We start from the raw sequence: 22636 nt of genomic DNA, 5'->3' as shown, positions 1-22636 counted from the left end.
CCCGATGACGATCACCACGTCACGGCCCGCCGCCACCGCGGGCCGGGCCCCCTCCCCCGTAAAGCCCGGCGGCAGCCGCAAGGGCGGCCAGGGCGGCACGATCCTCGCGCTGCCCGCGCTCGTCTGGTATCTGCTGTTCATGGTCGGCCCGATGGTCGCGATCTTCGTGATCGCGGCCCTGCACTGGCCGGGCATGCTCCAGCCGGTGTCCTTCGCCGGCCTCGACAACTTCCGCACCGTCTTCGCCGATCCGGCCTTCTGGGCCGCCGTTCGCAACACGGCGGTGCAGCTCGTGATCGCGCTGCCGGTGATGATCGTCTGCGCGTACATGATCGGCTACTACGTGGCGCAGCGGCCGCCGGGACATCGCGTCATCCGGTACCTGCTGTTCGTGCCCGGTCTGATCTCGACGCCGGCGAAGGCGATGGTCTTCTACGCCGCCCTCTCCCCCGACGGCCTGCTCAACGGCGCCCTGTCGGGCCTCGGCCTCGACTCGCTCACCGACGCCTGGCTGGCCAGCCCCTCGACGGCCCTGTACTGCCTGATCGCCATGGACATCTGGGCGGGCATCGGCTTCACCGCCGTGCTGTTCGCGGCGCGCCTGTCCAGCGTTCCCGAAGACCTCGGTGAGGCCGCGCAGTTGGACGGGGCGGGGCACTGGCGGACGATGTGGCGCATCCACTTCCCGGTCGTGCGGGACTACGTGGGTGTGGTGACGATGCTTCAGCTGCTGTGGACGCTGTTCGGCTCGGCGCAGAACGTGCTGCTGCTCACCCAGGGCGGCCCGGGCACCTCGTCGACGACGCTGTCCTTCCTCGTCTACCAGAAGGCGTTCATCGAGGCGGACCTCGGCTACAGCCAGGCCGTGGGCGTGATCCTGTTCCTGTCCGGGCTCGTGGGCCTGCTGACCATCCGCCGCGTCTTCCGTGCCAGCCACTGAGCACCGAGCACCGAGCACTGAGCACTGAGCACTGAGCCGATCGGAGCTGTTTTCCCCATGAGCGTTCCCATGAGCAAGAGTCGTGCGAAGTTCGGCCGGTCGTGGTGGCCCGCGCACATCCTGGTGTGGGGGTACGCGGTGCTGCTCGCGGTGCCGCTGTACTACTTCGTCGCCTCCTCGTTCAAGTCCAATGACGCGATCTTCGGCAGCCCGCTGGCGCCGCCGACCTCGCTGGGTCTCGACAATTTCACAACAGCCTTCCGCACCGCGGGACTTGGCACCGCGGTGGTGAACTCGGCGCTTGTGACCGTGGTGGCCCTGGCGTTGACGCTCGGGCTCGCGGTCCCGGCGGCGTTCGCGCTCGCCCGTTCCGAGGGCCGGGCGGCGTCGGTGATCGAGAAGGTGTTCTCGCTCGGGTTCCTGATCCCGACGTTCGCCGCCCTGTTCCCCACGTTCCTGCTCGCGGCGGCGGCCGGGCTGTTCCACACTCGTACGTTCATGGTGCTGCTGCTCCCGGCGACCGCGCTGCCGCTTTCGGTGGTGATCCTGGTGCAGTTCATGCGGACCATCCCGAAGGAGATGGAGGAGGCCGCGCGGATGGACGGCGCCTCCACCTTCGCGGTGCTGCGCCACATCTATACGCCGATGTGCATGCCCGGCATCGCCACGGTGCTGCTCCTCAACTTCCTGAGTTTCTGGAACGAGTACCTGTACTCCCTCGTCCTCATCGGCCCCGACCCGGACCTGCGCACGATCCAAGTCGCCCTGCCCACCCTGAAGTCGGTGACCGGCACGGACTACGGCGTGCTGACGGCGGGCACCGTGCTCACCCTCGTCCCGGTGTGGATCGTGTACACGGTGTTGCAGAAGAGGATGCAGACGGCCCTGGTCAGTGGCGCGGTGAAGATGTGAGTGGGCTGGGAAGGCGGGCGCCGGGCAGGCGTCCCACCATCAAGGACGTGGCGGCCGAGGCCGGTGTCTCGCCGGGCGCGGTGTCGAAGGTGTTCAACGGCACGGGCCGGATCTCCGAACCCACCCGGGAGCGCGTGCAGTTGGCCGCGACGCGCCTGGGCTGGTCGCCGAACGCCGCGGCGAGCGCCCTGCGCCGCTCCCGCAGCCACACCATCGCCCTCGTGGTGCGTCGCCCCAGCGATGTCCTGGGCACGGACCCGCACTTCAGCGAGCTGATCAACGGTCTGGAGAGCGAACTCGCGCCGCGCGGCTACGGCCTGCTCCTGCATCTCGTCGCGGACGTCGACGAGGAGGGCCGGCTGTACGAACGGCTGGCCGCCGAGGGGCGGGTGGACGGCGCGGTGCTCACGGAGAGCCGGATCGATGACCCGCGCCCGGCCCAACTGCGGCGTCTGGGGCTGCCGTTCGTGCTGCTCGGCGGCCCGGACGGCGTGATGCTCAGCCATCAGGAGACCGGTGTCACGGAGGCCGTGGAGCATCTGCTCGCCCTCGGTCACCGGCGGATCGGCTATGTGTCCGGACCGCCGGAGCTGGTCCACTCGCGGTTCCGGCAGGGCGTGTTCACCGATGTGCTCGCCCGGTCCGGGCTCGCCCCGGCCGCCGTGATCCCCACGGACTTCGGCGCCGAGGCCGCGATCGCCGCCACGGAGCGGCTCCTCGGCCTCTCCCCCCGCCCCACGGCCATCGTCTACGCCAACGACTCGATGGCGATGTGCGGCATCGGCGCGGCCCAGCGCGCGGGCCTGTCGGTACCGGGCGACCTGTCCGTCATCGGCTACGACGACCTCCCGCTCGGCCGCTGGCTGCACCCACGGCTGACCACCGTCGACCAGCGGGTGACCGTGGTGGGCGCGGCGGCCGCGCGGGCGCTGCTCGCGGAGGTCGGCGAGGAGGGTGTGCCCGCACCGGACCTCACGGAGAGCCCGCGGCTCGTCGTGCGGGAATCGACGGGGCCGGCCTCGATGTAGGCCATCACCGGCACCGGCCTTGCGGACGCGGGGCTCTGCCCCGGACCCCGCTGCTCAAGCGCCGCAGGGGCTTGAAGTTACAACCACCACCTATGGAGCACCATGCGTCGCCACAGCGCCCAGCTGTCCCACCACCCCGCCGTCCTGCCCTGGCTCGGTGCCAACTACTGGTCCCGCACCGGCGGCCCGCTCATGTGGCGGAACTACGACCCGGCCGTCGTCCGTGAGGAACTCGCCGTCCTGCGGGACCACGGGCTGAACATGACGCGCTCGTTCTTCTACTGGCCCGACTTCCACCCGGAGCCGCACCGTATCGACGAGCAACTCTGCGACCGGTTCCGGGACTTCCTCGACGCGCACGAGGAGCTCGGCATGGGGTCCGTCCCCACCTTCATCGTCGGCCACATGTCCGGCGAGAACTGGGACCCCGCCTGGCGCGGCAACCGTGACCTGTACGAGGACGTGTGGATGGTCGGCCGGCAGGCGTGGTTCGCGTCCGAGATGACGCGGCGGTTCAAGGACCATCCGGCGGTGACCGGGTGGCTGATCACCAACGAGATGCCGGGGTACGGGCGGATCTACCAGGTCGACCCGCCCTCCTCCGACGTGGTGACGGCCTGGGCGCAGTTCATGTGTCAGGCCGTGGTGGCGGCCGGGGCCACGCAGCCGGTGTCGCTCGGCGACGGCGCGTGGGGCATCGAGGTCACCGGCAAGGACAACGGGTTCTCGCTGCGCGACACCGACGCGTACGTGGACTTCGTCGGCCCGCACGTCTACCGCTCGGACACGGACAGGCCGCGCCAGCACTATCGGGCCGCCTTCGAGTGCGAGTTGGCCGCGGTCACCGGGAAGCCGGTGATCCTGGAGGAGTTCGGGCTTTCCACGGACACCGTGTCCGCGCGCAACGCGGGGGTCTACTACCGGCAGACGCTGCACAACTCGCTGCTCGGCGGCGCGACCGGCTGGATGGCCTGGAACAACACGGACTACGACGACCTGTGGGAGCAGTCGCCGTACGACCACCACCCGTTCGAGATGCACTTCGGGATCACGGACAGCACGGGCAGCCCGAAGGAGCCGCTGCGTGAACTCGCCGCGTTCGCCCAGGTGTTGAAGGGCGTGGACTTTCCGCGCTGCCGCCGCACGGACGCGGGCGCGGCGCTCGTGGTGCCGGCGTTCCTGGAGAAGGGCTACCCGTACAGCCGCCCCGCCGACCGGCCGCTGATCTTCAGCTCGCTCCACCAGGGTTACGTCGCCGCGCGCGGCGCGGATCTGCCGGTGGGCTTCGTCCGTGAGGCCGACGGGCTGCCGGAGGCCGGTGACGTACAGCTGTATCTGCTGCCGTCGACGCGGCAGTTGACGACGCGGACGCGGCGCGGTCTGGAGCAGCGGGCGCGCGAGGGGGCGACGGTGTATCTGTCGTTCTGCTCCGGCGAGCACCCGGGGACGCGGGGGCCGTGGTTCCACGACCTGGACGGCCTGTTCGGGGTCGAGATGCAGCTGTCGTACGGGGTGGCGGAGCCGATCGAGGACGACGAGCTGGCCATGACGTTCACCGAGGACTTCGGCGGTGTGCGGGCGGGTGAGACGCTGCGTTTCCCCGTCGCGGGGAACGACGACAGCCGCGCGTGGCTGCCGGTCGTCCCGGACGGCGCGCGGGTCGTCGCGACGGACGCGCACGGCCGTCCAGCGCTGCTCGTGCACGAGATCGGCGCGGGCCGGGCGGTCCTCGCCACGTACCCGCTGGAGCACATGGCCGCGCGGACGGCGCAGGTGAACCCGGAGCAGACGCACCGGCTGTACGCGGCGCTCGCCGAGGTCGCGCGGGCGGCCCGGCCGGTGACCGTGGACACGCCGCTGGTCAGCGCGGACACCCTCGTCCACGAGGACGGGCGGCGGTTCCTGTGGCTGGTCAGCCAGGCGGAGGAGGAGCTGACGGTGCGCCCGTCCGACCGACTCGGCAAGCCGCTCGACGAGGTGACCCTCGCACCGTACGGGGTGCGGGTCATCGAACTGGACACGGAGGCCTGACCCATGGAGCTGTACAGGGACGCGGATGCCCCGGTCGCCGACCGGGTGCGTGACCTGCTCGACCGCATGACACTCACGGAGAAGGTCGGCCAGGTCAACCAGCGGATGTACGGCTGGGACGCGTACGAGCGCACGGCGCAGGGGCATCGGCTCACGGACGCCTTCCGTGAGGAGGTGGCACGGTTCGACGGGATGGGCGCGCTGTACGGGTTGCAGCGGGCCGACCCGTGGTCCGGTGTCACCTTCGCCGACGGCATCACGGCGGCGGACGGTGCGCGGGTCGCGGACGCCGTGCAGCGGCATGTCGTCGAGAACACACGGCTGGGCATCCCCGTCCTGATGGTGGAGGAGGTGCCGCACGGCCACCAGGCCCTCGACGGCACCGTGCTTCCGGTGAACCTGGCGGTCGGCGCCACCTGGGACCCAGACCTGTACCGGGAGACGGCGGCGGCCGCGGCGGCCGAACTGCGGGCCCGTGGCGGGCACATCGCGCTCGTGTCGGCCCTCGACCTGGTGCGGGACCCGCGCTGGGGCCGCGCCGAGGAGTGCTTCGGCGAGGACCCGTACCTGGCGGCACGGCTCACCGAGGCACTCGTGGAGGGAATGCAGGGCACGGGAGACACCATCGCCGCGGACCGGGCGGCCGTCGTGCTCAAGCACTTTGCCGGGCAAGGGAGTTCGGTGGGCGGGCGGAACAGTGCCGCGACCGAGATCGGCGCCCGCGAGCTGCACGAGATCCACCTCCCGGCGGCCCTCGCGGGCGTGCGGGCGGGGGCGGCGGGCGTGATGGCCGCGTACAACGAGTTCGACGGCCTGCCGTGCGCGGCCTCGGGCGACCTCCTCACCGGGCTGCTCCGTGAGCGCTGGGGCTTCGAGGGCCTGGTGATGGCGGACGGCTGCGCGCTCGACCGTCTGGTGCGGCTGGCCGGCGACCGCCCGTCCGCGGCGGCGCTCGCGCTGTCGGCGGGCACGGATCTGAGCCTGTGGGACGGGGTGTTCCCGGAGCTGGGGACGGCGGTGGAGCGCGGCCTCGTCCCGATGGAGATCCTCGACGCGGCGGTGGCCCGCGTCCTGACGCTGAAGTTCCGGCTCGGCCTCTTCGAGCGCCCCTACGTCACCGAGTCGCCCGAACAGCCCGCTGAAACAAGGGAGTTGAGCGAGCAAATCGCCCGCGCGTCGATCACGCTGCTGCACAACGACGGGGCGCTGCTCCCCCTCGGGCCCGACAAGAGGCGCATCGCCGTCATCGGTCCGAACGCCGACTCGATCCCGCAGCAGATCGGCGACTACACGTCGCCGCAGCGGCCGGACAGTGGTGTCTCGGTGCTCGCCGGGCTGCGGGAGGCCGGCGCGGACGTGACGTATGCGCGCGGCTGTGACCTGGTGGGCGACGACCGTTCGGGGATCGCGGAGGCCGTGGAGCGGGCCGCCGCGTCCGATGTCGCGGTGCTCGTGCTCGGCGGGTCCAGCGCCCGGGAACACGACACACGCTTCGACGACAACGGCGCCGCGGTCGTCACCACCGGCAATCCGACGGAGATGACCTGCGGCGAGGGCGTCGACCTCGCCGACGTCCGACTCGGCGCCGGACAGCGGGCGCTCGCCGAGGCGGTGGCGGCGACCGGCACACCGTGTGTGGCGGTGCTGATCCAGGGCCGCCCGCACGCGGTGCCCGAACTCGTGGACGGGGCAGGGGCGTTGGTGAGCGCCTGGTATCCGGGCCCGTGGGGCGGCCGGGCCGTCGCGGACGTCCTCCTCGGCGCGTGCGAGCCGAGCGGACGGCTGCCCGTCTCGGTCCCCCGCTCGTCCGGCCAGCTCCCCGTCTTCTACAACTCCAAGGATCACGGCTTCCGCGGCTACGTGGACGAACCCGGCACCCCGCTCTACCCCTTCGGCCACGGACTGTCGTACACCACCACCGAGTTCGGTGCGCCGCGCGTCCGCGACGGGGTGTGCGAGGTCGAGGTCGTCAACACCGGGGGCCGGCCGGTCCGCGAGACCGTCCAGTTGTACGTGCGCCGGGTCGGCGGCGGGACGTCCTGGCCGCGCGTCCGTGAACTGCGCGGCTTCCGGCGCGTGGACCTGGAGCCGGGCGAGAAGGCGACGGTCGCCTTCCCGCTCGACGACACCGTCCTGGCCTCGGTGACCCGGTCCCTGGACCTGGCCGTGGAACCGGGCACGTACGAGATCGAGACGGGCCGCTCCTCGGACTCCACGCAGTCCGTGACGCTGATCGTCTGACGGCCGGTCAACTGCCTGCCTGACCGGCTGACCGGACCCTGCGCGCAGGAGCCCACCCGCCGGCCCCCGCGCGTCAGCCGCGGCGCACCGCTCCGAGCTGCGCCCGATCCAGGCCCGGCGCCGCGAACCGCCGCGCCACCGTGCGCAGGACGCGCGCCATCGCCTGCGCGGGCGGCGTCGCGGGCCGGGACGTGGAGCGGGCGAGGAGGATGCGGCGGATCGGCGCCGCGACATCGGAGGCGAAGGGCAGGAGCCGGACGTCGCTGCGCCGGCTGGTGAGGGCGAGCCGGGGCGCCAGGGCGATCCCGAGTCCGGCCGCGACCATGGCCTGCGCTTCCTGGTAGTCGTGCGAGGCGTACGCGATACGCGGCTCGAAGCCCGCCTGACGGCAGCTGCGCCGCAGTACGTCGGCGACGGGGTGGTTGTCCGCGCGGATGATCCACTCCTGGTCGGCGAGGCCGCCGAGGTGTACGGGCGCGTGGGCGCGCAGCGGGGAGTCGGCGGGGACGACGAGCACCGTGGGGTCGTCAAGCAGATGTGTGAGCGCGAGGGCCGGGTCGTCGACCCTGTTCCACTCGTAGTCCCACAGCAGCGCCTGCTCCACCTCGCCCGTGTGCAGCATCTCGCGGAGTTCGGCGAGCACGCCCGCCCGCACCTCGATACGGATGCCGGTGTGGCTGCGGCGGAACTTGGTGAGCGCCAGCGGCAGCAGCGACGCGCTCGCCGTGGGGAACGAGCCGAGCTGCAGCGTGCCCTGGTCGAGGGCGGCGAACGAGTGCAGGTCGGCCTCGGCGGCGCGCAGCTCACGGCGTACCGCGCGGCCCCGCTCGGCCAGCGCGGCGCCCGCGGGGGTGGGTCGGATGCCGCGGGGCAGCCGCTCCACGAGGGGCTGGCCCGCCTCCTGCTCCAGCAGCGACATCTGCTGGGAGGCCGCGGAGGTGGTCATGCCCAGCTCCTCGGCGGCCGCGGTGAGCGAGCCGCGCTCGGCGGCCTCGGTGAGGAGCAGCAGGCGACGCACGTTCAGCATGGGTCCGACCTTAGCTGACTTTAGCGCAGCTAAACCCGAGTGAAGTGAACTGCCATTGTCCCCAAGTCGCGGCTCTGCGATGGTCTTGGCAATCGCCGGAGCGGCCCGTTCCGCCGGCGTTCCCCACTGATCAAGGAAGAGCCTCAGACGTGCACATCCCTGCGACCCTTGTGCGTGGCGGCACCAGCAAGTGCTGGTTGTTCCACCAGGTCCATGTCCCCGCGGACCGCGACGAGTTGGCGCGGATGCTGGTCGCCGCGTACGGCGCGGCGGACCCCGTGGAACTGGACGGGGTCGGCGGCGCCACCCCCACCACCTCCAAGGCGGCGATCGTCAGCGCCTCGCCCGAGCCGGGCATCGACATCGACTATCTCTTCGCCCAGGTGGGCATCGGCGACGCCACCGTGGAGTGGACGAGCAACTGCGGAAACTGCGCCACGGGCGTCGCCCTGTACGCGGTGGCCAAGGGCATGGTGCCGATCGCGGGCGACCGGACCCGCGTGGTCATGCGCAACAGCAACACCGGCGCGGTCCTCGAAGGGGTCGTGGACACCACGGGAGGCGTGGTGCAGCACTTCGGACGGCAGACCGTTCCGGGTACGCGGGCCGGTGGTGTCGCCGTCGACCTCACGTTCCGCGACCCGGCGGGCGGCACCACGGGCGCCCTGCTCCCGGCCGGGCAGGCCACGCAGAAGCTGCCGCTCCACGATGCCGACCCGGTCCTCGTGAGCATGGTGGACGCCGGAGCCCCGGTCGTCCTCGTCGACGCCGACGGGGCGGGCCGCAGCGGCTCGGAGTCCCTGGACGAGGTGCGGGCCGATGTGCCGTGGCTGCGCGCGGTCCGGCATGCCGCGGCGCCGTTGATGGGTCTGGTCGAGCCGGGCCGCGCACCCGGTGACGCGGTGCCGAAGGTGGGGCTCGTCGGGGCCCCGGTGCCGTACACGACGACGCTCGGCGAACGGGTCGCGGCCGAGGACTACGACGTGTCGGTGCGGATGCTCAGCATGAACGCGCCGCACCCCGCGATCGGCCTGACCTCCGCCGTCGCCCTCGCCGCCGCGGGCCTCGTGCGGGACTCCGTGGTCCACGGTGTCGCGGCCGCCCGGGACGACGGCTGGCTGCGGCTCGGCACCCCGGCGGGCGTGGTGGCGGTCCGCTGCTCCGACGTACGGGACGGCCTGCCGGGCCGGGTCACCGTACGGCGGGCCGCGCGGCTGCTCGCCGACGCCCGGATCTACGTGCCCGAAGACGGCGAGCCGCAGGCCGCCTGACCGGGACGCACGAACGCACGAACACACCACACCCCCCGCACCGCACTGCCGGTCCCCGACCGTACGACCCTGTCCCCACCGCACCAAGGACGATGATGTCTGCTGAAGTGATATCCATAGGCGCCCTGTTGGTGATGTTCGTGGTCGGCACCGTGCTGCCGATCAACCTGGGCATCCTCGCCTTCGTCGCGACCTTCGTGGTCGGCACCGCCTCCCTCGGCCTCACGCAGGAGGAGATCTTCGAGGGGTTCCCGGTGGATCTCTTCGTGACGATCGTCGGGGTCACCTATCTGTTCTCCGTCGCCCGCCGCAACGGCACCATCGACTGGCTCGTCACGGCGGGCGTCCGGCTGGTGCGGGGCAAGGTGGCGCTCATTCCGTGGGTGCTGTTCCTGGTCGCGGCGCTGCTGACGGCCTTCGGCACGTTCACCCCGGCCGCGGTCGCGCTCCTCGTTCCGATCGGCATGAACTTCGCCCACCGCTACAAGCTGAACCCGCTGGTCGTCGGCATGATGGTGATCAGTGGCGGCCACGCGGGGGCGTTCTCGCCGCTCGCCGTCTCCGGCGCGCTGGTGCTCGGGGTCGTCGACAAGACCTCGCTGCACGTGTCCCCCGTGACGCTGTTCACCGCCAGTTTCGTGATCAACCTGGTCCTTTCGGCGGTGACCTACGCGCTCCTCGCGAAGCGCCCCGCCCCGCTGGCCGAGGACACCGACCCGACGCCCGAGGACACGGACCTGGCCGTCTCCGGCATGCCGGACTGGCGTCAGTGGCTCACCCTCGGCGCCCTGGTCGTCCTGGTCGTCGGCGCGCTCGGCTTCCACCTGGAGATCGGGCTGCTGGCGCTCGCGGCGGGCGCGCTGCTCGCGCTGGTGGACATGAAGCGGCAGGAGAAGGCCGTGGACGGGATCAGCTGGTCGACGTTGCTGCTGGTCGCGGGGATGATGACGTACATCGCCATGCTGGAGAAGGCCGGCATCATCGAGAACATCTCCGAACACGCGGCGGGCCTGGGCGCCCCGCTCTTCGTCGCCCTGCTGTTGTGCTTCACCGTGGCCGTCACCTCGGCCTTCGCCTCCTCCACGGCGATCATCACCGCGATCATCCCCGTCGCCGTACCGCTGCTGCTGTCCAGCCACCTCAACGCCGCGGGCTTGATCGCCGCGCTCGCCGTCTCGACGACGATCGTGGACACGTCCCCCTTCTCCACGAACGGCGCGCTGGTCCTGAGCAACGCTCGCGGGGTCGACTCCCGCCGCTTCTACCGCCAGGTCATCAGCTACACGGGCGGCATCGTGGCCCTCGGCCCCGTGGTCGCTTGGGGCGCGCTGGTCCTGCCCTGGTCATAGCCCTGTACGTCATCGGGGGCCGCGACCTCGCGGACGGCTGCCGCGAGGTCGTGGTCCGTGGTGCGTGGTGTGCGGTCACAGGCTGCGGGCGGTGATGTCCCCGTGGCTGGTGGTCGCGTGGATGGCGAGTTGGGCCTTCGCGCCTTCGGAGTTCGTCAGCGAGTTGTTGATCCGGCCGTGGCCGGTGCCCGCGTCGAGGGTGGCGGAGACGCCAGGGGCGGCGTCGACCGTCACGTTGCCCATCTGGGTGCTCAGGTCGAGCGCGCCCGATGTGGCCTCGGCGATCCGGATGTCACCCTTCTGCACCTTGATCTCCGCGGCGCCGGTCAGCCGGCCGACCGTGACATCACCGGCGGATGAGGACAGCCGCACGCTCGCCGCCTCATCGATCTTCACGGTGCCGTGCGCTCCCTCGCAGACGAGTTCGCCGAGCCGTCCGACACCGCGGAACTCGACTGCGGCGGAGATGGCCTCGACGCCGGATCCGGCGGGCAGTTGGACCGTCACCTCGATGGCGCCGGACGCGCCGAGGAGCTGGTTCTTCGCGGCCGGGGCGTCGACCCGCAGGACCCCGCCGGCGAACTCGACGGTGGTCTGCTCGGCGGCCTTCACGTCACGGCCCTTCGAGGAGTCGGCCGGCCGGACCTCGACGGTGGTGTCGGCGCGGTCGGCGGCGATGACCTGGACGCGGCCGGCGGAGAGGCGCAGGACGGCGGAGATGGCGGCGGGGGTGTCGAACTTCTGCATGGTGAGCTCCTTGAGCTGTCGTTGTCGCACCGTTTCCCTGTTTCCGATGAGTGAAAAGCTACGTTGCGTTTCATGATCAATCAACGTACTTGTTGCACCACGGAGGCCAACTAGCAGGCCAGAGCGGCAATTTCGTTGCAACGGGCATGGCCCTAACGCAACAGAATTCGACGTTCCGTTGCAACGATCTGACGGTGAACGCTACGCTGCCGTGCGTCAGGTCCACGCAGAAGACGGAGAGGTGCTCGCGATGCCGGGAGGCCGACTCACCCAGCAGGAACGGCAGCAGATCTCGCTCGGGCTCGCCGACGGGCTCGCCTACGCCGAGATCGCCCGCCGCCTGGATCGCCCCACCTCGACCATCACCCGCGAGGTGATGCGCAACGGCGGGCCCACGTCCTACCGTGCCGACCTCGCCCACCGCGCCACCGAACGCCGCGCCCACCGCCGCAAGCAGGCCGTCCCGCGCGGAGCCGCGCACGCCCCGGGCCGGGACGACGAGGCGGTGCGCGAGTACGAGGAGACGTTCACGACCCTGCTCATGCAGCAGGGCATGCCCAAGATGACGGCGCGCGTGCTGACGTGCCTGTTCACCAGCGACGCGGGGAGCCTCACCGCCTCGGACCTGGTGCGGCGCCTGGAGGTCAGCCCGGCGTCCGTCTCCAAGTCGATCGCGTTCCTCGAGGGCCAGGGCCTGATCCGGCGCGAGCGGGACGCCGGGCGCCGCGAGCGCTATCTCGTCGACGACGACGTCTGGTACCAGTCGACGATCGCGAGCGCCCGCGGCACCGCGCAGATCGCCGAGGTCGCACGGCAGGGCGTCGGGGTCCTCGGCCGCGAGTCCCCGGCCGCCGCACGGCTCGAGAACATCGCCCGCTTCAGCGATTTCATCAGCGAGAGCATGCTGCGCGCCGCCGACCAGGTGCGCGACATCCTCCATACGAAGCCGGAGACGGGTGGGGACGCGGCGGGCCCGTCCGACTGACCGTTCGGGGATACGGTGATCAACCGTTCTCACCCACGCGAACAGGAGCACAGGTGCAGGAGGATCAGAAGGCGCAGCAGAACAGGTCGACGCAGATCGCGTACATCGGCGACGACGAGCTGACGAAACTGCTGCCGCCCCGCGACGCGGTGACCGCGATCCGTGCGGCACTCATCGGCGGCCTCGACCCGGCGGCCGCGGGGCCACCCCGCTCGATCCTCGAACTCCCGGACGCCCAGGGCCAGTTGCTCGCCATGCCGTCCGCGTCCGCGTTCGGCGTCGGGGTGAAGGCGATCTCGGCCGTCCCCGCCAACGCCGACCGCGGCCTGCCCCGCATCCAGGGCGTCCACCTCGTCTTCCGCCCGCCGTCGTACGCACCCGCCGCGGTCGTCGACGGCGCGGCGCTGACCACACTGCGTACGCCTGCCGTGTCGGTTGCGGCGGTGCTGCCACTACTGACCCGGCCCGGGCGGCGGTGGCGGGTCGTGGTGTTCGGCGCGGGGCCTCAAGGAGCCGGTCACGTACGGACGTTGCGGGACGTCGGCGCCGAACTGGCCGAGGTGACCTACGTCGTACGGGATCCGTCGCGGGTGGATCCGGCGCTGGTCGGGGACGACCGGGTGGTGGCGAGGGCGGACGGCGATGCATGGGTGCGGCGCGCCGACCTCGTGGTGTGTGCGACGCCCTCCCCCACCCCGCTCTTCGACTCGGCCCTCCTCGGCGACGACGCCGTCGTGCTGGCCGTCGGTTCGCACGACGCCGACGCCCGCGAGGTGGACTCGGCCCTGACGGCCCGCGCCCAGGTGATCGTGGAGGACCCGGACACGGCGCTGCGGGAGTGCGGCGACATCGTGATCCCCGTCGCGGAGGGTGTGTTGCCGGCGGCCCGGCTGCTCCCCATGGCACGCGTCGTACGCGACGAGTCGCTGTACGCCACCGACCGGCCCGTCCTGTTCAAGGGCTCGGGCATGGCCTGGCAGGACGCGGTGGTCGCGGACGCGGCTGTGCGCGCATCGGACGACCGTGTCGGTCCTGCCACTTAGGACGACCGTCTCAGTCCTGCCGGTCGAACTTGAGGTCTCCTCTCGTGACCGTCCGGATGTGCCCGCTCGCGAGCATGTCGTGCGGGTAGCCGAGTTCGATGGCGCTCGCCTCGTCGAGGCGCGACAGGTGGGCGTCGGTGAGGTCGACCTCCAGAGCGCCCAGATTGTCCTTCAACTGCTCGGGGGTGCGGGCGCCGATGATCGGTGCCGTCACGCCCGGGTTCCGCAGCGTCCAGGCGAGGGCGATCTGGGCGGGTGTGCGGCCGAGGTCGGCGGCGACCTCCCGTACCGCGTCGGCGATGGCGAGATTGCGTTCGGTGAGCGTGCCCAGCGCGAGGTTGAAGTTCCTGCGGGTGCCGTCGGCCTCCGACGGACGGAGGTCGTCGCGGCCGTACTTGCCGGTGAGCACTCCGCCGCCGAGGGGCGAGTAGGGGATCACCCCGAGACCGAGTTCGCGTGCCATGGGGATCAGGTCGCGCTCCCCGCCGCGCTCGATCAGGTTGTACTCGATCTGGAGCGCGACCAGCGGCGACCAGCCGCGCAGCTCTGCGATGGTCTGCATGCGCGCCACCTGCCAGGCCGGGGCGTTGCAGATCGCCACGTAAAGGATCTTGCCCTGCCGGACCAGGTCGTCCAGGGCGCGCAGGGTCTCCTCGACGGGCGTCGTGTCGTCCCATACGTGGAGGTAGAGCACGTCGATGCGGTCCGTGTCGAGCCGGCGCAGGCTCGCCTCCACCGCGGCGAACAGGTTCTTGCGGTGGCCGCCGCCCGAGTTCGGGTCGCCGGGCGTGCGCAGCGTCGTGTACTTCGTCGCCAGTACGAGGCTGTCGCGCCGGTCGCGGGCGAAGGCGCCCAGCAGGCGCTCGGAGCTGCCGTTGGTGTACGTGTCGGCGGTGTCGACGAAGTTGCCGCCGCGCTCGACGTACAGGTCGAACAGTTTGCGCGCCTCGTCCCGCTCGGCGCCCCAGCCCCATTCGGTGCCGAAGGTCGCGGTGCCGAGGGCCAGCGGGGACACCCGGAGGCCGGAGCGGCCCAGCAGCCGGTAGGTGTCGAGGGTGAGGGACATCGTGTGGTTCTCCTGTGTTCGCGTGCTACTGACGGGAACCAGGTTCTGTCCGACGCGGGACATGCATAAGGGAGGGCCGATCCTGGGAACGCCGGTCCCACCCTCGTTGTTGCAACGACCATGACGACGCACACCGTGGACACCGCGCAGGAGCTGGCCGCCTTCCTGCGTGCCCGGCGCGAGCGGCTGGATCCGCGCGCGCTCGGCCTGCCGCCGCGGCGCGGGACCCGCCGGACTCCGGGGCTGCGCCGCGAGGAGGTCGCCGAGCTGGCCGGGGTCAGCGTCGACTACGTCGTGCGCCTCGAACAGGCCCGCGGACTGCGCCCCTCCGCGGACGTCGTGGAGGCGCTCGCCGGCGCGCTGCGCCTGTCCCCCGTCGAACGGGCCTACCTCTTCGACCTGGCCCGGCAGCGCCCCCGCACCGCCACCGAGCCGTCCGCGACCGCGGCGCCGTCCCTGGCCCGCCTGGTCACCGATCTGTCGCCGCTGCCGGCGATGCTGATGAACCACCGGTTCGACATCCTGGCCTGGAACCGCGAAATGGCGGACCTGCTCCTGGACTTCGACACCCTGCCGCCGGCGCGCCGCAACGCGATGTGGCTGTGCCTGATGCATCCGCGGATCCGCGAGTTCTACGTCGACCGGGAGCGCGTTCTGCGGGAGGGGGTCGCGCACCTGCGCTCCGCGTGGGCCGCGCATCCGGAGGACCGGGCGCTGAGCGATCTCATCGCCGAGTTCCTCGACGGGGACGAGACGTTCGCGCGGCTGTGGGCCGAGCGGGACATCCAGGTCAATGGTCGGGGGGACAAGGCGGTACGGCATCCTGACGTGGGTGTGATCACGGTGCGGTTCGAGGTGCTCATGCCCGTGCAGGACCCGGATCAGCGCCTGTTGATCTTCCGCGCGGCGGACGAGGACAGCCGGTCGGCACTGGACCGGCTGTCCGCACGGACCACGGCTCCGTAGACATCCACAGGCATTCGCAGAAAGGCACGTTTTGATCACTCTGGAAGACGTCGAGTCGGCGGCCCGGCGCATCGGCGGGCGCGTGCGGCGCACCCCGCTCATGGAGGTGGCTCCGCAGGAGCTCGCGCCGACGGCCGGGCGGGCCTGGCTCAAGCTCGAACTGTTGCAGCACACCGGCTCGTTCAAGGCCCGCGGCGCCTTCAACCATCTGCTCACCGCGGCGGACCGGGGCCTGTTGACCGATGCCGGGGTGGTCGCCGCTTCCGGCGGCAACGCGGGGCTCGCCTTCGCGTACGCCGCCGCCGAACTGGGCACCCGCGCCCAGGTGTTCGTGCCCGAGACGGCGCCCGCGGTGAAGGTGGCCAGGCTGCGCGAGCTGGGCGCGGACGTGGTGCGGGTCGGCGTGAAGTACAACGACGCCTACGAGGCGGCGACCAAGCGGGCCGCCGATTCCGGCGCCCTGTTCTGTCACGCCTACGACCAGCCCGCGGTGTGCGCGGGGCAGGGCACGATCGGCCCCGAACTGTGGGAGCAGACCGCGGGCGAGCTGGACACGGTGCTGGTGGCCGTCGGTGGCGGCGGGCTCATGGCGGGGGTGGCCACCGCGCTCGCGGGTCGGGCCAGGGTCGTCGCCGTCGAGCCCACGAGCGCGCCGACGCTGCACGCGGCGCTCGCCGCGGACGGGCCGGTGACCGTGCCCGTGTCGGGCGTCGCCGCGGATTCGCTCGGCGCGAGCCGGGTCGGCGACATCGCCTTCGCGGCCGCCCGTGCCGCGGGGGTCGAGTCGGTCCTCGTGACCGACGAGGCCATCGTCCGGGCACGCCGCGCGGTCTGGGACCGGTACCGGGTCGTCGTCGAGCACGGCACGGCGGCGGCCGCGGCGGCCCTGTTCTCGGGCACGTACCGGCCCGCGCCGGGCGAGCGGGTCGCCGTGCTGCTGTGCGGGGCGAACACGGACCCGTCGGACCTGACGGGTGAGGTCGCGCCCACTCACTGACGGGACACCGCGCCCGGTCGTGCCGAAGCGGGCCGGGCCGGGTCAGCTCGGTGGGGTGTACCGGCCGTCGACAGCCGTCCAGCCGCCGTCCACGAAGAGCTGACTGCCCGTCACGAAGGACGAGGCGTCGGAGGCCAAGTAGACGACCGCGCCCGCCAGTTCGTCGGGGCGGGACCAGCGGCCCAGGGCGCTCTTGGAGGCGTACGCGTCGGACCACTCCGGGACCGCGCGGATCTGCGCGGTCAGCGGGGTCGACACGACGCCCGGCGCGATGGTGTTCACGCGCACACCGGACGGGCCCAGTTCGGCCGCCGCCGTGCGCGCGAGCTGGACGAGGCCCGCCTTGGTCGCCGCGTACACGCCCTGGCCCGGCTCCACCGTCACCGCGCGGATCGAGCTGAAGCCGACGATGCTGCCCCGGCCGCGCTCCGCCATGCCGCGGCCGAACGCCCTCACCAGGTCGAAGGATGCGCGCAGGTTGAGCGACACGACCCGGTCGAACTCCTCCGACGTGTAGTCGAGGAGGCGCTTGCGGACGTTCGTCGCGGCGGTAAAGACGAGGATGTCGATCGGGTCGAGGTCCTCAGCCGCGTGCGTCACCGCGTCGGTGTCCAGGACGTCCAGGGCGTACGCCGACATGCCCGTGCCCATCGACGCCGTCTCCTCGGCGGCCTTGAGGTCGCGGTCCGCGCACACCACCTGCGCGCCGTGCGCGGCCAGCGCCAGGGCGCTCTCCCGGCCGATGCCGCCGCCCCCGCCCACCACGACCGCCTTGCGCCCGTCGAGGCGGAACAGGCCCGCGTAGTCCGTGGGTTGTGTCGGTTCCTGCGTCGTCACCGTGTCACCGGTCCTTCTTCGTCGTGCTCGGGCGGATCACTGCCATGCGGGTCACCGTCAGTTCGTCGATCGCGAACCGCGGCCCCTCGCGGCCCGCCCCCGAGTCCTTCACGCCGCCGTACGGCATGGTGTCGGACCGGAAGCCGGGGACTTCGTTGACGACCACGCCGCCCGCCTCAAGTCGGTCCACCGCGGCGAACGCGGTCTCCAGGGACGCGGTGTAGACGCTGGCGTGGAGTCCGTAGCGCGAGTCGTTGACCAGGGCGAACGCCGCGTCCATGTCCGGGACCGGGCGCAGGCACACCACTGGGCCGAAGATCTCCTCGCTCCAGACGGCGAGGTCGGGGTCCGGGTCGAGCAGGAGCGTGGGCTCCAGCACCCCGCCCGTCGCCCCACCGCCGACCGCGAGGGTCGCGCCCTCCTTCACCGCTTCCTCGACCCACGTACGGACGCGGTTCGTCGAGCCCTCGTCGATCAGGGCCGACACACGTGTCTCGGGGTCGCGCGGGTCGCCCGTCGCGATCCCCGGGATGCGTTGCTTCAGGAGCGCCACGAACTCCTCGCGCACCGCCGCCTCCACGATGACCCGCTGCACACTGATGCAGGCCTGCCCGGACGCGTAGTAGCCGCCGCGCACGACGGCGTCCGCCGCCGCGTCGAGGTCGGCGTCTGCGGCCACCAACAGGGCGGCGTTGGAGCCGAGTTCGAGGAGCGTCTTGGTGGGGGCCGCGTCCTTGGCGATGCGGTGGCCGACGGCCGCGGAGCCGGTGAAGGAGACCGCGCCGATCCGGCGGTCCGTGGTGAGCGTCTCGCCCACCTCGGGGCCTCCGGTGACCAGTTGCACCGCAGCCCGCGGCGCCCCGGCCTCGTGCAAGGCCTCACGCAGCAGGTGCACGAGCCACAGCGTGGCCAGCGGAGTCTGCGGGGCGGGCTTGGCGATGACCGGGCAGCCGGCCGCGACGGAGGGCGCGAGCTTGTGCGCGGCGAGGAGCAGCGGGTAGTTGAAGCCGGCGATGCCGACCACGACGCCGATCGGCTTGCGGGTCCAGAAGCCGAGCAGTCCCTCGCCCGAGGGCAGCAGGTCGAGCGGCACCGTCTCGCCGTGCAGCCGGGCCACCTCCTCGGCGGACGTGCGCAGCGTCAGGAGCGTGCGGTCCACCTCCACCCGGCAGTCGACCAGGGGCTTTCCCGTTTCCAGGACGAGGAGGCGCTCGAAGTCGGCGCGGCGGGCGGCGATCGCGTCGTGCGTCGCCTGGAGGGCCGAGCTGCGGACGTGCGAAGGGAGCGCGCCGACCCGGGTGCGGACCGCGACCGCCTCGTCCAGCGCCCGCCGGGCCAGCGCGGTGTCGCCGACGGGCGCGCGGCCGATGACCGACCCGTCGTACGGGAAGCGCACGTCGTCGCTCGCGGGGGCCGGCAGCCAGGTGTCCCCGACGGGCAGGCCCTCGGGGAACTCCGGCTTCAACGGGCCTGCTGTCGCCGCCGGTTCGGGGTGTGCGTTCACGCGGGGTGCTCCTGGTTGAGGTCGGCCGCCGTCACTCCTGCCAGCGCCTTCTCCAGCGTGGGCACGGCGGCGATCAGCCTGCGGGTGTACGGGTGCTGAGGGTTCTCGTAGACCTCCTCGGTCGGCCCGCTCTCCACGATCTCGCCCGCCCGCATGACGGCGACGCGGTCACACACGTGCCGCACGACGGACAGGTCGTGGGAGACGAAGACGAGGGTGAGGTCCAGCTCGTCGACGAGGTCGGCGATGAGGTTGAGGACCTGGGCGCGCACGGACACGTCCAGGGCACTGACCGGCTCGTCCGCCACGATGATGCCCGGGCGCGGGGCCAGGGCGCGGGCGATGGAGACGCGCTGGCGCTGGCCGCCGGAGAACTGGTGCGGGTAGCGCCGCGCGGCATCCGCGCCCAGGCCCACCGATTCGAGGAGTTCGGCCACCCGCTCCTTGCGGTTCCCGATGCCCTGCGCGACGAGTGGCTCCGCAACGATGTCGCCCACCTTCATCCGCGGGTCGAGCGAGCTCATCGGGTCCTGGAAGACGAGCTGGAGGCGCTCGCGGACGAAGCGGAGCTGTCGTTCCCGGAGCCGGGTGATGTCCCGTCCGTCGATCTCGACCGTGCCGCTCGTCGGCTTGTCGAGCCCCGCGAGGATGCGCAGCAGCGTCGACTTGCCGCACCCCGACTCCCCCACGATGCCGAAGCGCCCGCCGTGCGGCACGGAGAAGCTGACGCCGCGCAGCGCGTGCACGGGAGGTGCGGGGGTGCGCAGGGAGGCGCGCGGCCGGTGGTAGTCGCGGGTGACGTCGGTGACGCGGAGGGCGTCGCCGCGTGTCTGTTGCTCAGCCACGGCCGGCCTCCTGGTGTTCGGTGGTGTGTGCGTCCGCGTGCTCCGTCGGCACCGGGTGGAAGCACGCGTATCCGGAGTCGGGGCCCGTCGAGGTCCACTCGGGGCGGGTCGCGCACTGCTCCGTGGCCGCCGTGCACCGGTTGCGGAAGACGCATCCGGCGGGGAAGGCGCCCGCGGGCGGCACCGAGCCGCCGATGGTGGCGAGCCGGCCGCGCTCGTCGACTGCCGTCAGGTCGGACGCCCCGATCAGCCCCTGGGTGTAGCGGTGTCTCGGGCGCGTGAACACCTCCCGTACGGGACCGGATTCGACGACCCGGCCGCCGTACATGACCATGACGCGTTCGCAGGCGGTGGCGACCACGGCCAGGTCGTGCGTGATGAACAGGAGCGCCGAACCACGCTCCTTCACCCCGCGCACGATCAGGTCGAGGACGCGCGCCTGCACGGTGACGTCGAGCGCGGTGGTCGGTTCGTCGCAGACCAGCAGGGCGGGGTCGTTGGCGAGTGCGATGGCGAGGACGACGCGCTGGCGCTGGCCGCCGGAGAACTGGTGCGGGTAGGCGCGCGCGGCGGCCGCCGGGTCGGGCAGGCCCACCTGGTCGAGGAGTTCGACGGCGGCGGCGTGGGCGGAGGCGCGGTCGGGCCGCGTGCGGTGGACGAGGAGCACTTCGGCGATCTGGAGGCCGATGCGCATCGTGGGGTTCAGGGCGGTCATGGGCTCCTGGAACACCATGGCGATGTCCTTGCCCCGTACGCGGGACATCCGCGCCTCGTCCGCGCCGACCAGCTCGTGGTCGACTCCGGCGAGCCGCACCGACCCGGTGGCGGTCAGCCCTTCGGGGAGCAGGCCCATGAGGCTCAGCGAGGTCAGTGACTTGCCGGAGCCGGACTCGCCGATGAGGCCGACGCGTTCACCGGGGCGGATGGTGAAGTCGACGTCCTCGACGAGCGGCCGGCCGTCACCGGTGGTCACGTCGAGCCCGCGGACTCTCAGTACGTCGTCGGTCTCGGCAGCGGCGGTCATCGGCGGTCCTCCACCTTTGGGTCGAAGCGGTCGCGCAGCCCGTCGCCGAGCAGGTTGAATCCGAGGACGGCCACCGCGATCGCGAGGCCGGGGAAGACGGCGAGCCGGGGTGCCGTGCCGAGCAGTTCCTGGCTCTCCTGGAGCATTCGGCCCCAGGACGGGGTGGGCGGCGGGGTGCCGAAGCCGAGGAAGGACAACGCGGCCTCGGCGAGCACGGCGATGGCGAAGCCGACCGAGGCCTGCACGATGATCAGGCTGCTGACGTTGGGCAGTACGTGCCGCAGCGCGATGGCGAGCGGCCTGCGCCCGGCCGCGCGGGCCGCCATCACGTACTCCGTGCCCATCACCTGGAGGGTGCCGCCGCGGATCAGGCGGGCGAAGCCGGGGATGGAGGCGATACCGATGGCGACCATGGCGACGCCGGTGCCCGCGCCGTAGACGGCGGCGAACATGATGGCGAGCAGCAGGGCGGGGAACGCGAGGATCAGGTCGTTTCCGCGCATGAGGAGTTCGCCGGACCAGCGCGAGCCCATCCCGGCGAGGATGCCCAGCGGGACACCGATGAGCGCGGCGACACCGACCGCGACCAGCCCTACGTAGAGCGTCGTCCGCGAGCCGATCATGATCTGGCTGAACACGTCGCGGCCGAACTTGTCGGTGCCGAACCAGTACTCGGCGGACGGATCCTGCATCCGCACGGCGGGGTCCACGAGCGTCGGGTCGTGCGGCGTCCAGAGGAAGGACAGCAGCGCGACGACGACCACGAGCGCGACGACGGTCCCGCCGACGAGGAGGGAGCCGGGCAGCGGCCTGCGGCGCCGGGCGGTCGCGGACACCGCCGCGGTCAAGGGAGTTGAAGCCATCACCCACGCACCCTGAGTCGAGGATCGATCAGCAGATAGGCCAGGTCGACGAGGAAGTTCACGAGCAGCACCGCCGCCGCGATGATCATGACGACGTCCTGGACGACGATGAGGTCCCGGCCTGCGACGCTGTCGAGCAGCAGGCTGCCGAGGCCGGGGATCACGAAGACCCGCTCTATCACGACGGCGCCCACGAGGAGCGTCGCAAGTTGCAGCGCCAGGACGGTGACCACGGGCACGGACGCGTTGCGCAGCCCGTGCCGCACCAGCGCCTTCATCGGGCGCAGCCCCTTGGCGCGGGCGGTGCGCAGATAGTCCTCGCGCAGCACGTCGAGCACGGAGCTGCGGACGTAGCGGGTGAGGACAGCGGCCTGTACCAACCCCAGTGACAGCGCGGGCATCAGCAGCTGTTTGACGAAGAGCACCGGATCGTCGGCCGGTGGTGTCCAGCCGTTCGCCGGCAACCAGCCGAGCCCCACCGCGAACACGGTGATCATCAGGATGCCCGCGAGGAACGCCGGTACGGCGACGCCCACTTGGGACAGCGCCGACAGGACGAGCCCCGACGGTTTGCGGTGCCGGACCGCCATCAGCGTGCCCAGCGGCACCGCCACGATGACGGCGATCACCATGCCGGTGCCCACCAGCCAGAGGGTGACCAGGAGCCGGTCGGCGAGCTGCGGACCGATCGGCGTGTGCGAGATGTACGAGTCGCCGAGGTCGAAGGTGACCAGGTCGTGCAGCCAGCCCAGGTACTGGTCGAGGAGGGAGCGGTCGAGGCCGAACTGCTCGCGCAGTCGGTCCACCGCGGAGTCGGACGCGCCGGTCCCGAGGGCGACGCGCGCGGGGTCACCCGGCAGCACCGCCATGAACGCGAACACCACGACGGAGCTCACGAACAGGCTCGCCAGCAGGATCGCGATCCGCTGCACCAGACGGACGATCATCGGCTCAGGCCGC

20 protein-coding genes are annotated in these 22636 nt (G+C 71.9%); 11 read left to right on the top strand and 9 right to left on the bottom strand.

The window, feature by feature from the left end:
* Positions 1-4 precede the first annotated feature (4 nt).
* The 5 genes from ACOKM3_RS36720 to ACOKM3_RS36700 all read left to right on the top strand — a co-directional run bounded on the left by ACOKM3_RS36720 (position 5) and on the right by ACOKM3_RS36700 (position 7152).
* Positions 5-940 (top strand): carbohydrate ABC transporter permease, encoded by a 936-nt coding sequence (locus ACOKM3_RS36720; protein ID WP_426905579.1) that lies wholly within the window; start codon positions 5-7, stop codon positions 938-940.
* A gap of 69 nt (positions 941-1009) precedes the next feature.
* Positions 1010-1852, top strand: coding sequence for a carbohydrate ABC transporter permease (locus ACOKM3_RS36715; protein WP_426905578.1), 843 nt, complete (start codon positions 1010-1012; stop codon positions 1850-1852).
* 5 nt (positions 1853-1857) lie between these two features.
* Positions 1858-2880 (top strand): LacI family DNA-binding transcriptional regulator, encoded by a 1023-nt coding sequence (locus tag ACOKM3_RS36710; RefSeq protein ID WP_426906985.1) that lies wholly within the window; start codon positions 1858-1860, stop codon positions 2878-2880.
* Positions 2881-2982: 102 nt separating this feature from the next.
* A complete protein-coding gene (locus ACOKM3_RS36705; protein ID WP_426905577.1) occupies positions 2983-4911 on the top strand; it encodes a glycoside hydrolase 5 family protein in 1929 nt (642 codons plus the stop codon).
* Between the two features lie 3 nt (positions 4912-4914).
* Positions 4915-7152, top strand: a complete 2238-nt coding sequence (locus tag ACOKM3_RS36700; protein ID WP_426905576.1) for a glycoside hydrolase family 3 N-terminal domain-containing protein — start codon at positions 4915-4917, stop codon at positions 7150-7152.
* A 73-nt stretch (positions 7153-7225) separates the two neighbouring features.
* On the opposite strand, the gene ACOKM3_RS36695 is transcribed toward ACOKM3_RS36700, so the two are convergent.
* Positions 7226-8179: a LysR family transcriptional regulator gene (locus ACOKM3_RS36695; protein WP_426905575.1), complete on the bottom strand. Its 954-nt coding sequence runs from the start codon at positions 8177-8179 to the stop codon at positions 7226-7228.
* A 149-nt stretch (positions 8180-8328) separates the two neighbouring features.
* On the opposite strand from ACOKM3_RS36695, the gene ACOKM3_RS36690 reads away from it, so the two are divergent.
* Positions 8329-9450: a PrpF domain-containing protein gene (locus tag ACOKM3_RS36690; protein WP_426905573.1), complete on the top strand. Its 1122-nt coding sequence runs from the start codon at positions 8329-8331 to the stop codon at positions 9448-9450.
* A gap of 92 nt (positions 9451-9542) precedes the next feature.
* A complete protein-coding gene (locus tag ACOKM3_RS36685) occupies positions 9543-10799 on the top strand; it encodes an SLC13 family permease (protein WP_426905572.1) in 1257 nt (418 codons plus the stop codon).
* 75 nt (positions 10800-10874) lie between these two features.
* On the opposite strand, the gene ACOKM3_RS36680 is transcribed toward ACOKM3_RS36685, so the two are convergent.
* Positions 10875-11546, bottom strand: a complete 672-nt coding sequence (locus ACOKM3_RS36680; RefSeq protein WP_426905571.1) for a DUF4097 family beta strand repeat-containing protein — start codon at positions 11544-11546, stop codon at positions 10875-10877.
* Positions 11547-11796: 250 nt separating this feature from the next.
* On the opposite strand from ACOKM3_RS36680, the gene ACOKM3_RS36675 reads away from it, so the two are divergent.
* Positions 11797-12531 carry a GbsR/MarR family transcriptional regulator gene (locus ACOKM3_RS36675; protein ID WP_426905570.1) on the top strand — a complete coding sequence of 245 codons (735 nt, stop codon included), beginning with the start codon at positions 11797-11799 and terminating at the stop codon, positions 12529-12531.
* Between the two features lie 53 nt (positions 12532-12584).
* Entirely contained in the window at positions 12585-13574 is a 990-nt protein-coding gene (locus tag ACOKM3_RS36670; RefSeq protein WP_426905569.1) for an ornithine cyclodeaminase family protein, read from the top strand.
* Positions 13575-13584: 10 nt separating this feature from the next.
* Here ACOKM3_RS36670 and ACOKM3_RS36665 read toward each other — a convergent pair whose 3' ends face one another.
* Complete coding sequence (locus ACOKM3_RS36665) at positions 13585-14640, bottom strand: aldo/keto reductase (RefSeq protein ID WP_426905568.1); 1056 nt, start codon at positions 14638-14640, stop codon at positions 13585-13587.
* 120 nt (positions 14641-14760) lie between these two features.
* Here ACOKM3_RS36665 and ACOKM3_RS36660 point away from each other — a divergent pair, with 120 nt between their 5' ends.
* Both ACOKM3_RS36660 and ACOKM3_RS36655 read left to right on the top strand, forming a co-directional pair.
* On the top strand, positions 14761-15606 hold the full coding sequence (locus tag ACOKM3_RS36660) for a helix-turn-helix transcriptional regulator (RefSeq protein ID WP_426905567.1): 846 nt from the start codon (positions 14761-14763) through the stop codon (positions 15604-15606).
* A 31-nt stretch (positions 15607-15637) separates the two neighbouring features.
* Entirely contained in the window at positions 15638-16603 is a 966-nt protein-coding gene (locus tag ACOKM3_RS36655) for a threonine/serine dehydratase (RefSeq protein WP_426905565.1), read from the top strand.
* Positions 16604-16645: 42 nt separating this feature from the next.
* Here ACOKM3_RS36655 and ACOKM3_RS36650 read toward each other — a convergent pair whose 3' ends face one another.
* From ACOKM3_RS36650 to ACOKM3_RS36625, 6 genes are read right to left on the bottom strand one after another with little or no spacing between them, the layout of a single operon-like run.
* Positions 16646-17440, bottom strand: coding sequence for an SDR family NAD(P)-dependent oxidoreductase (locus tag ACOKM3_RS36650; protein WP_426905564.1), 795 nt, complete (start codon positions 17438-17440; stop codon positions 16646-16648).
* 4 nt (positions 17441-17444) lie between these two features.
* Positions 17445-18944 (bottom strand): aldehyde dehydrogenase family protein, encoded by a 1500-nt coding sequence (locus ACOKM3_RS36645; RefSeq protein WP_426905563.1) that lies wholly within the window; start codon positions 18942-18944, stop codon positions 17445-17447.
* Positions 18941-19789, bottom strand: coding sequence for an ATP-binding cassette domain-containing protein (locus ACOKM3_RS36640; protein ID WP_426905562.1), 849 nt, complete (start codon positions 19787-19789; stop codon positions 18941-18943). The genes ACOKM3_RS36645 and ACOKM3_RS36640 overlap by 4 nt, the downstream gene beginning before the upstream one ends.
* On the bottom strand, positions 19782-20813 hold the full coding sequence (locus tag ACOKM3_RS36635; protein WP_426905561.1) for an ABC transporter ATP-binding protein: 1032 nt from the start codon (positions 20811-20813) through the stop codon (positions 19782-19784). The genes ACOKM3_RS36640 and ACOKM3_RS36635 overlap by 8 nt, the downstream gene beginning before the upstream one ends.
* Entirely contained in the window at positions 20810-21676 is an 867-nt protein-coding gene (locus tag ACOKM3_RS36630; protein WP_426905560.1) for an ABC transporter permease, read from the bottom strand. Before ACOKM3_RS36630 ends, ACOKM3_RS36635 begins: the two co-directional genes overlap by 4 nt.
* Positions 21676-22623, bottom strand: coding sequence for an ABC transporter permease (locus tag ACOKM3_RS36625; protein WP_426905559.1), 948 nt, complete (start codon positions 22621-22623; stop codon positions 21676-21678). Before ACOKM3_RS36625 ends, ACOKM3_RS36630 begins: the two co-directional genes overlap by 1 nt.
* Between the last annotated feature and the right edge of the window lie 13 nt (positions 22624-22636).

The organism is Streptomyces nidicola (assembly GCF_050106155.1).
Lineage (GTDB): Bacteria > Actinomycetota > Actinomycetes > Streptomycetales > Streptomycetaceae > Streptomyces.
The sequence above is the reverse complement of the archived record's forward strand: the minus strand, read 5'-3'. Positions and strand labels throughout refer to the sequence as shown.

Bases quoted from the DNA above. Each gene is read 5' to 3' on its own strand.
- ACOKM3_RS36720 (WP_426905579.1), top strand. From the start codon at position 5: ATGACGATCACCACGTCACGGCCCGCCGCCACCGCGGGCCGGGCCCCC.
- ACOKM3_RS36715 (WP_426905578.1), top strand. From the start codon at position 1,010: ATGAGCAAGAGTCGTGCGAAGTTCGGCCGGTCGTGGTGGCCCGCGCAC.
- ACOKM3_RS36705 (WP_426905577.1), top strand. From the start codon at position 2,983: ATGCGTCGCCACAGCGCCCAGCTGTCCCACCACCCCGCCGTCCTGCCC.
- ACOKM3_RS36700 (WP_426905576.1), top strand. From the start codon at position 4,915: ATGGAGCTGTACAGGGACGCGGATGCCCCGGTCGCCGACCGGGTGCGT.
- ACOKM3_RS36695 (WP_426905575.1), bottom strand. From the start codon at position 8,179: ATGCTGAACGTGCGTCGCCTGCTGCTCCTCACCGAGGCCGCCGAGCGC.
- ACOKM3_RS36685 (WP_426905572.1), top strand. From the start codon at position 9,543: ATGATGTCTGCTGAAGTGATATCCATAGGCGCCCTGTTGGTGATGTTC.
- ACOKM3_RS36680 (WP_426905571.1), bottom strand. From the start codon at position 11,546: ATGCAGAAGTTCGACACCCCCGCCGCCATCTCCGCCGTCCTGCGCCTC.
- ACOKM3_RS36675 (WP_426905570.1), top strand. From the start codon at position 11,797: ATGCCGGGAGGCCGACTCACCCAGCAGGAACGGCAGCAGATCTCGCTC.
- ACOKM3_RS36665 (WP_426905568.1), bottom strand. From the start codon at position 14,640: ATGTCCCTCACCCTCGACACCTACCGGCTGCTGGGCCGCTCCGGCCTC.
- ACOKM3_RS36660 (WP_426905567.1), top strand. From the start codon at position 14,761: ATGACGACGCACACCGTGGACACCGCGCAGGAGCTGGCCGCCTTCCTG.
- ACOKM3_RS36635 (WP_426905561.1), bottom strand. From the start codon at position 20,813: ATGACCGCCGCTGCCGAGACCGACGACGTACTGAGAGTCCGCGGGCTC.
- ACOKM3_RS36630 (WP_426905560.1), bottom strand. From the start codon at position 21,676: ATGGCTTCAACTCCCTTGACCGCGGCGGTGTCCGCGACCGCCCGGCGC.
- ACOKM3_RS36625 (WP_426905559.1), bottom strand. From the start codon at position 22,623: ATGATCGTCCGTCTGGTGCAGCGGATCGCGATCCTGCTGGCGAGCCTG.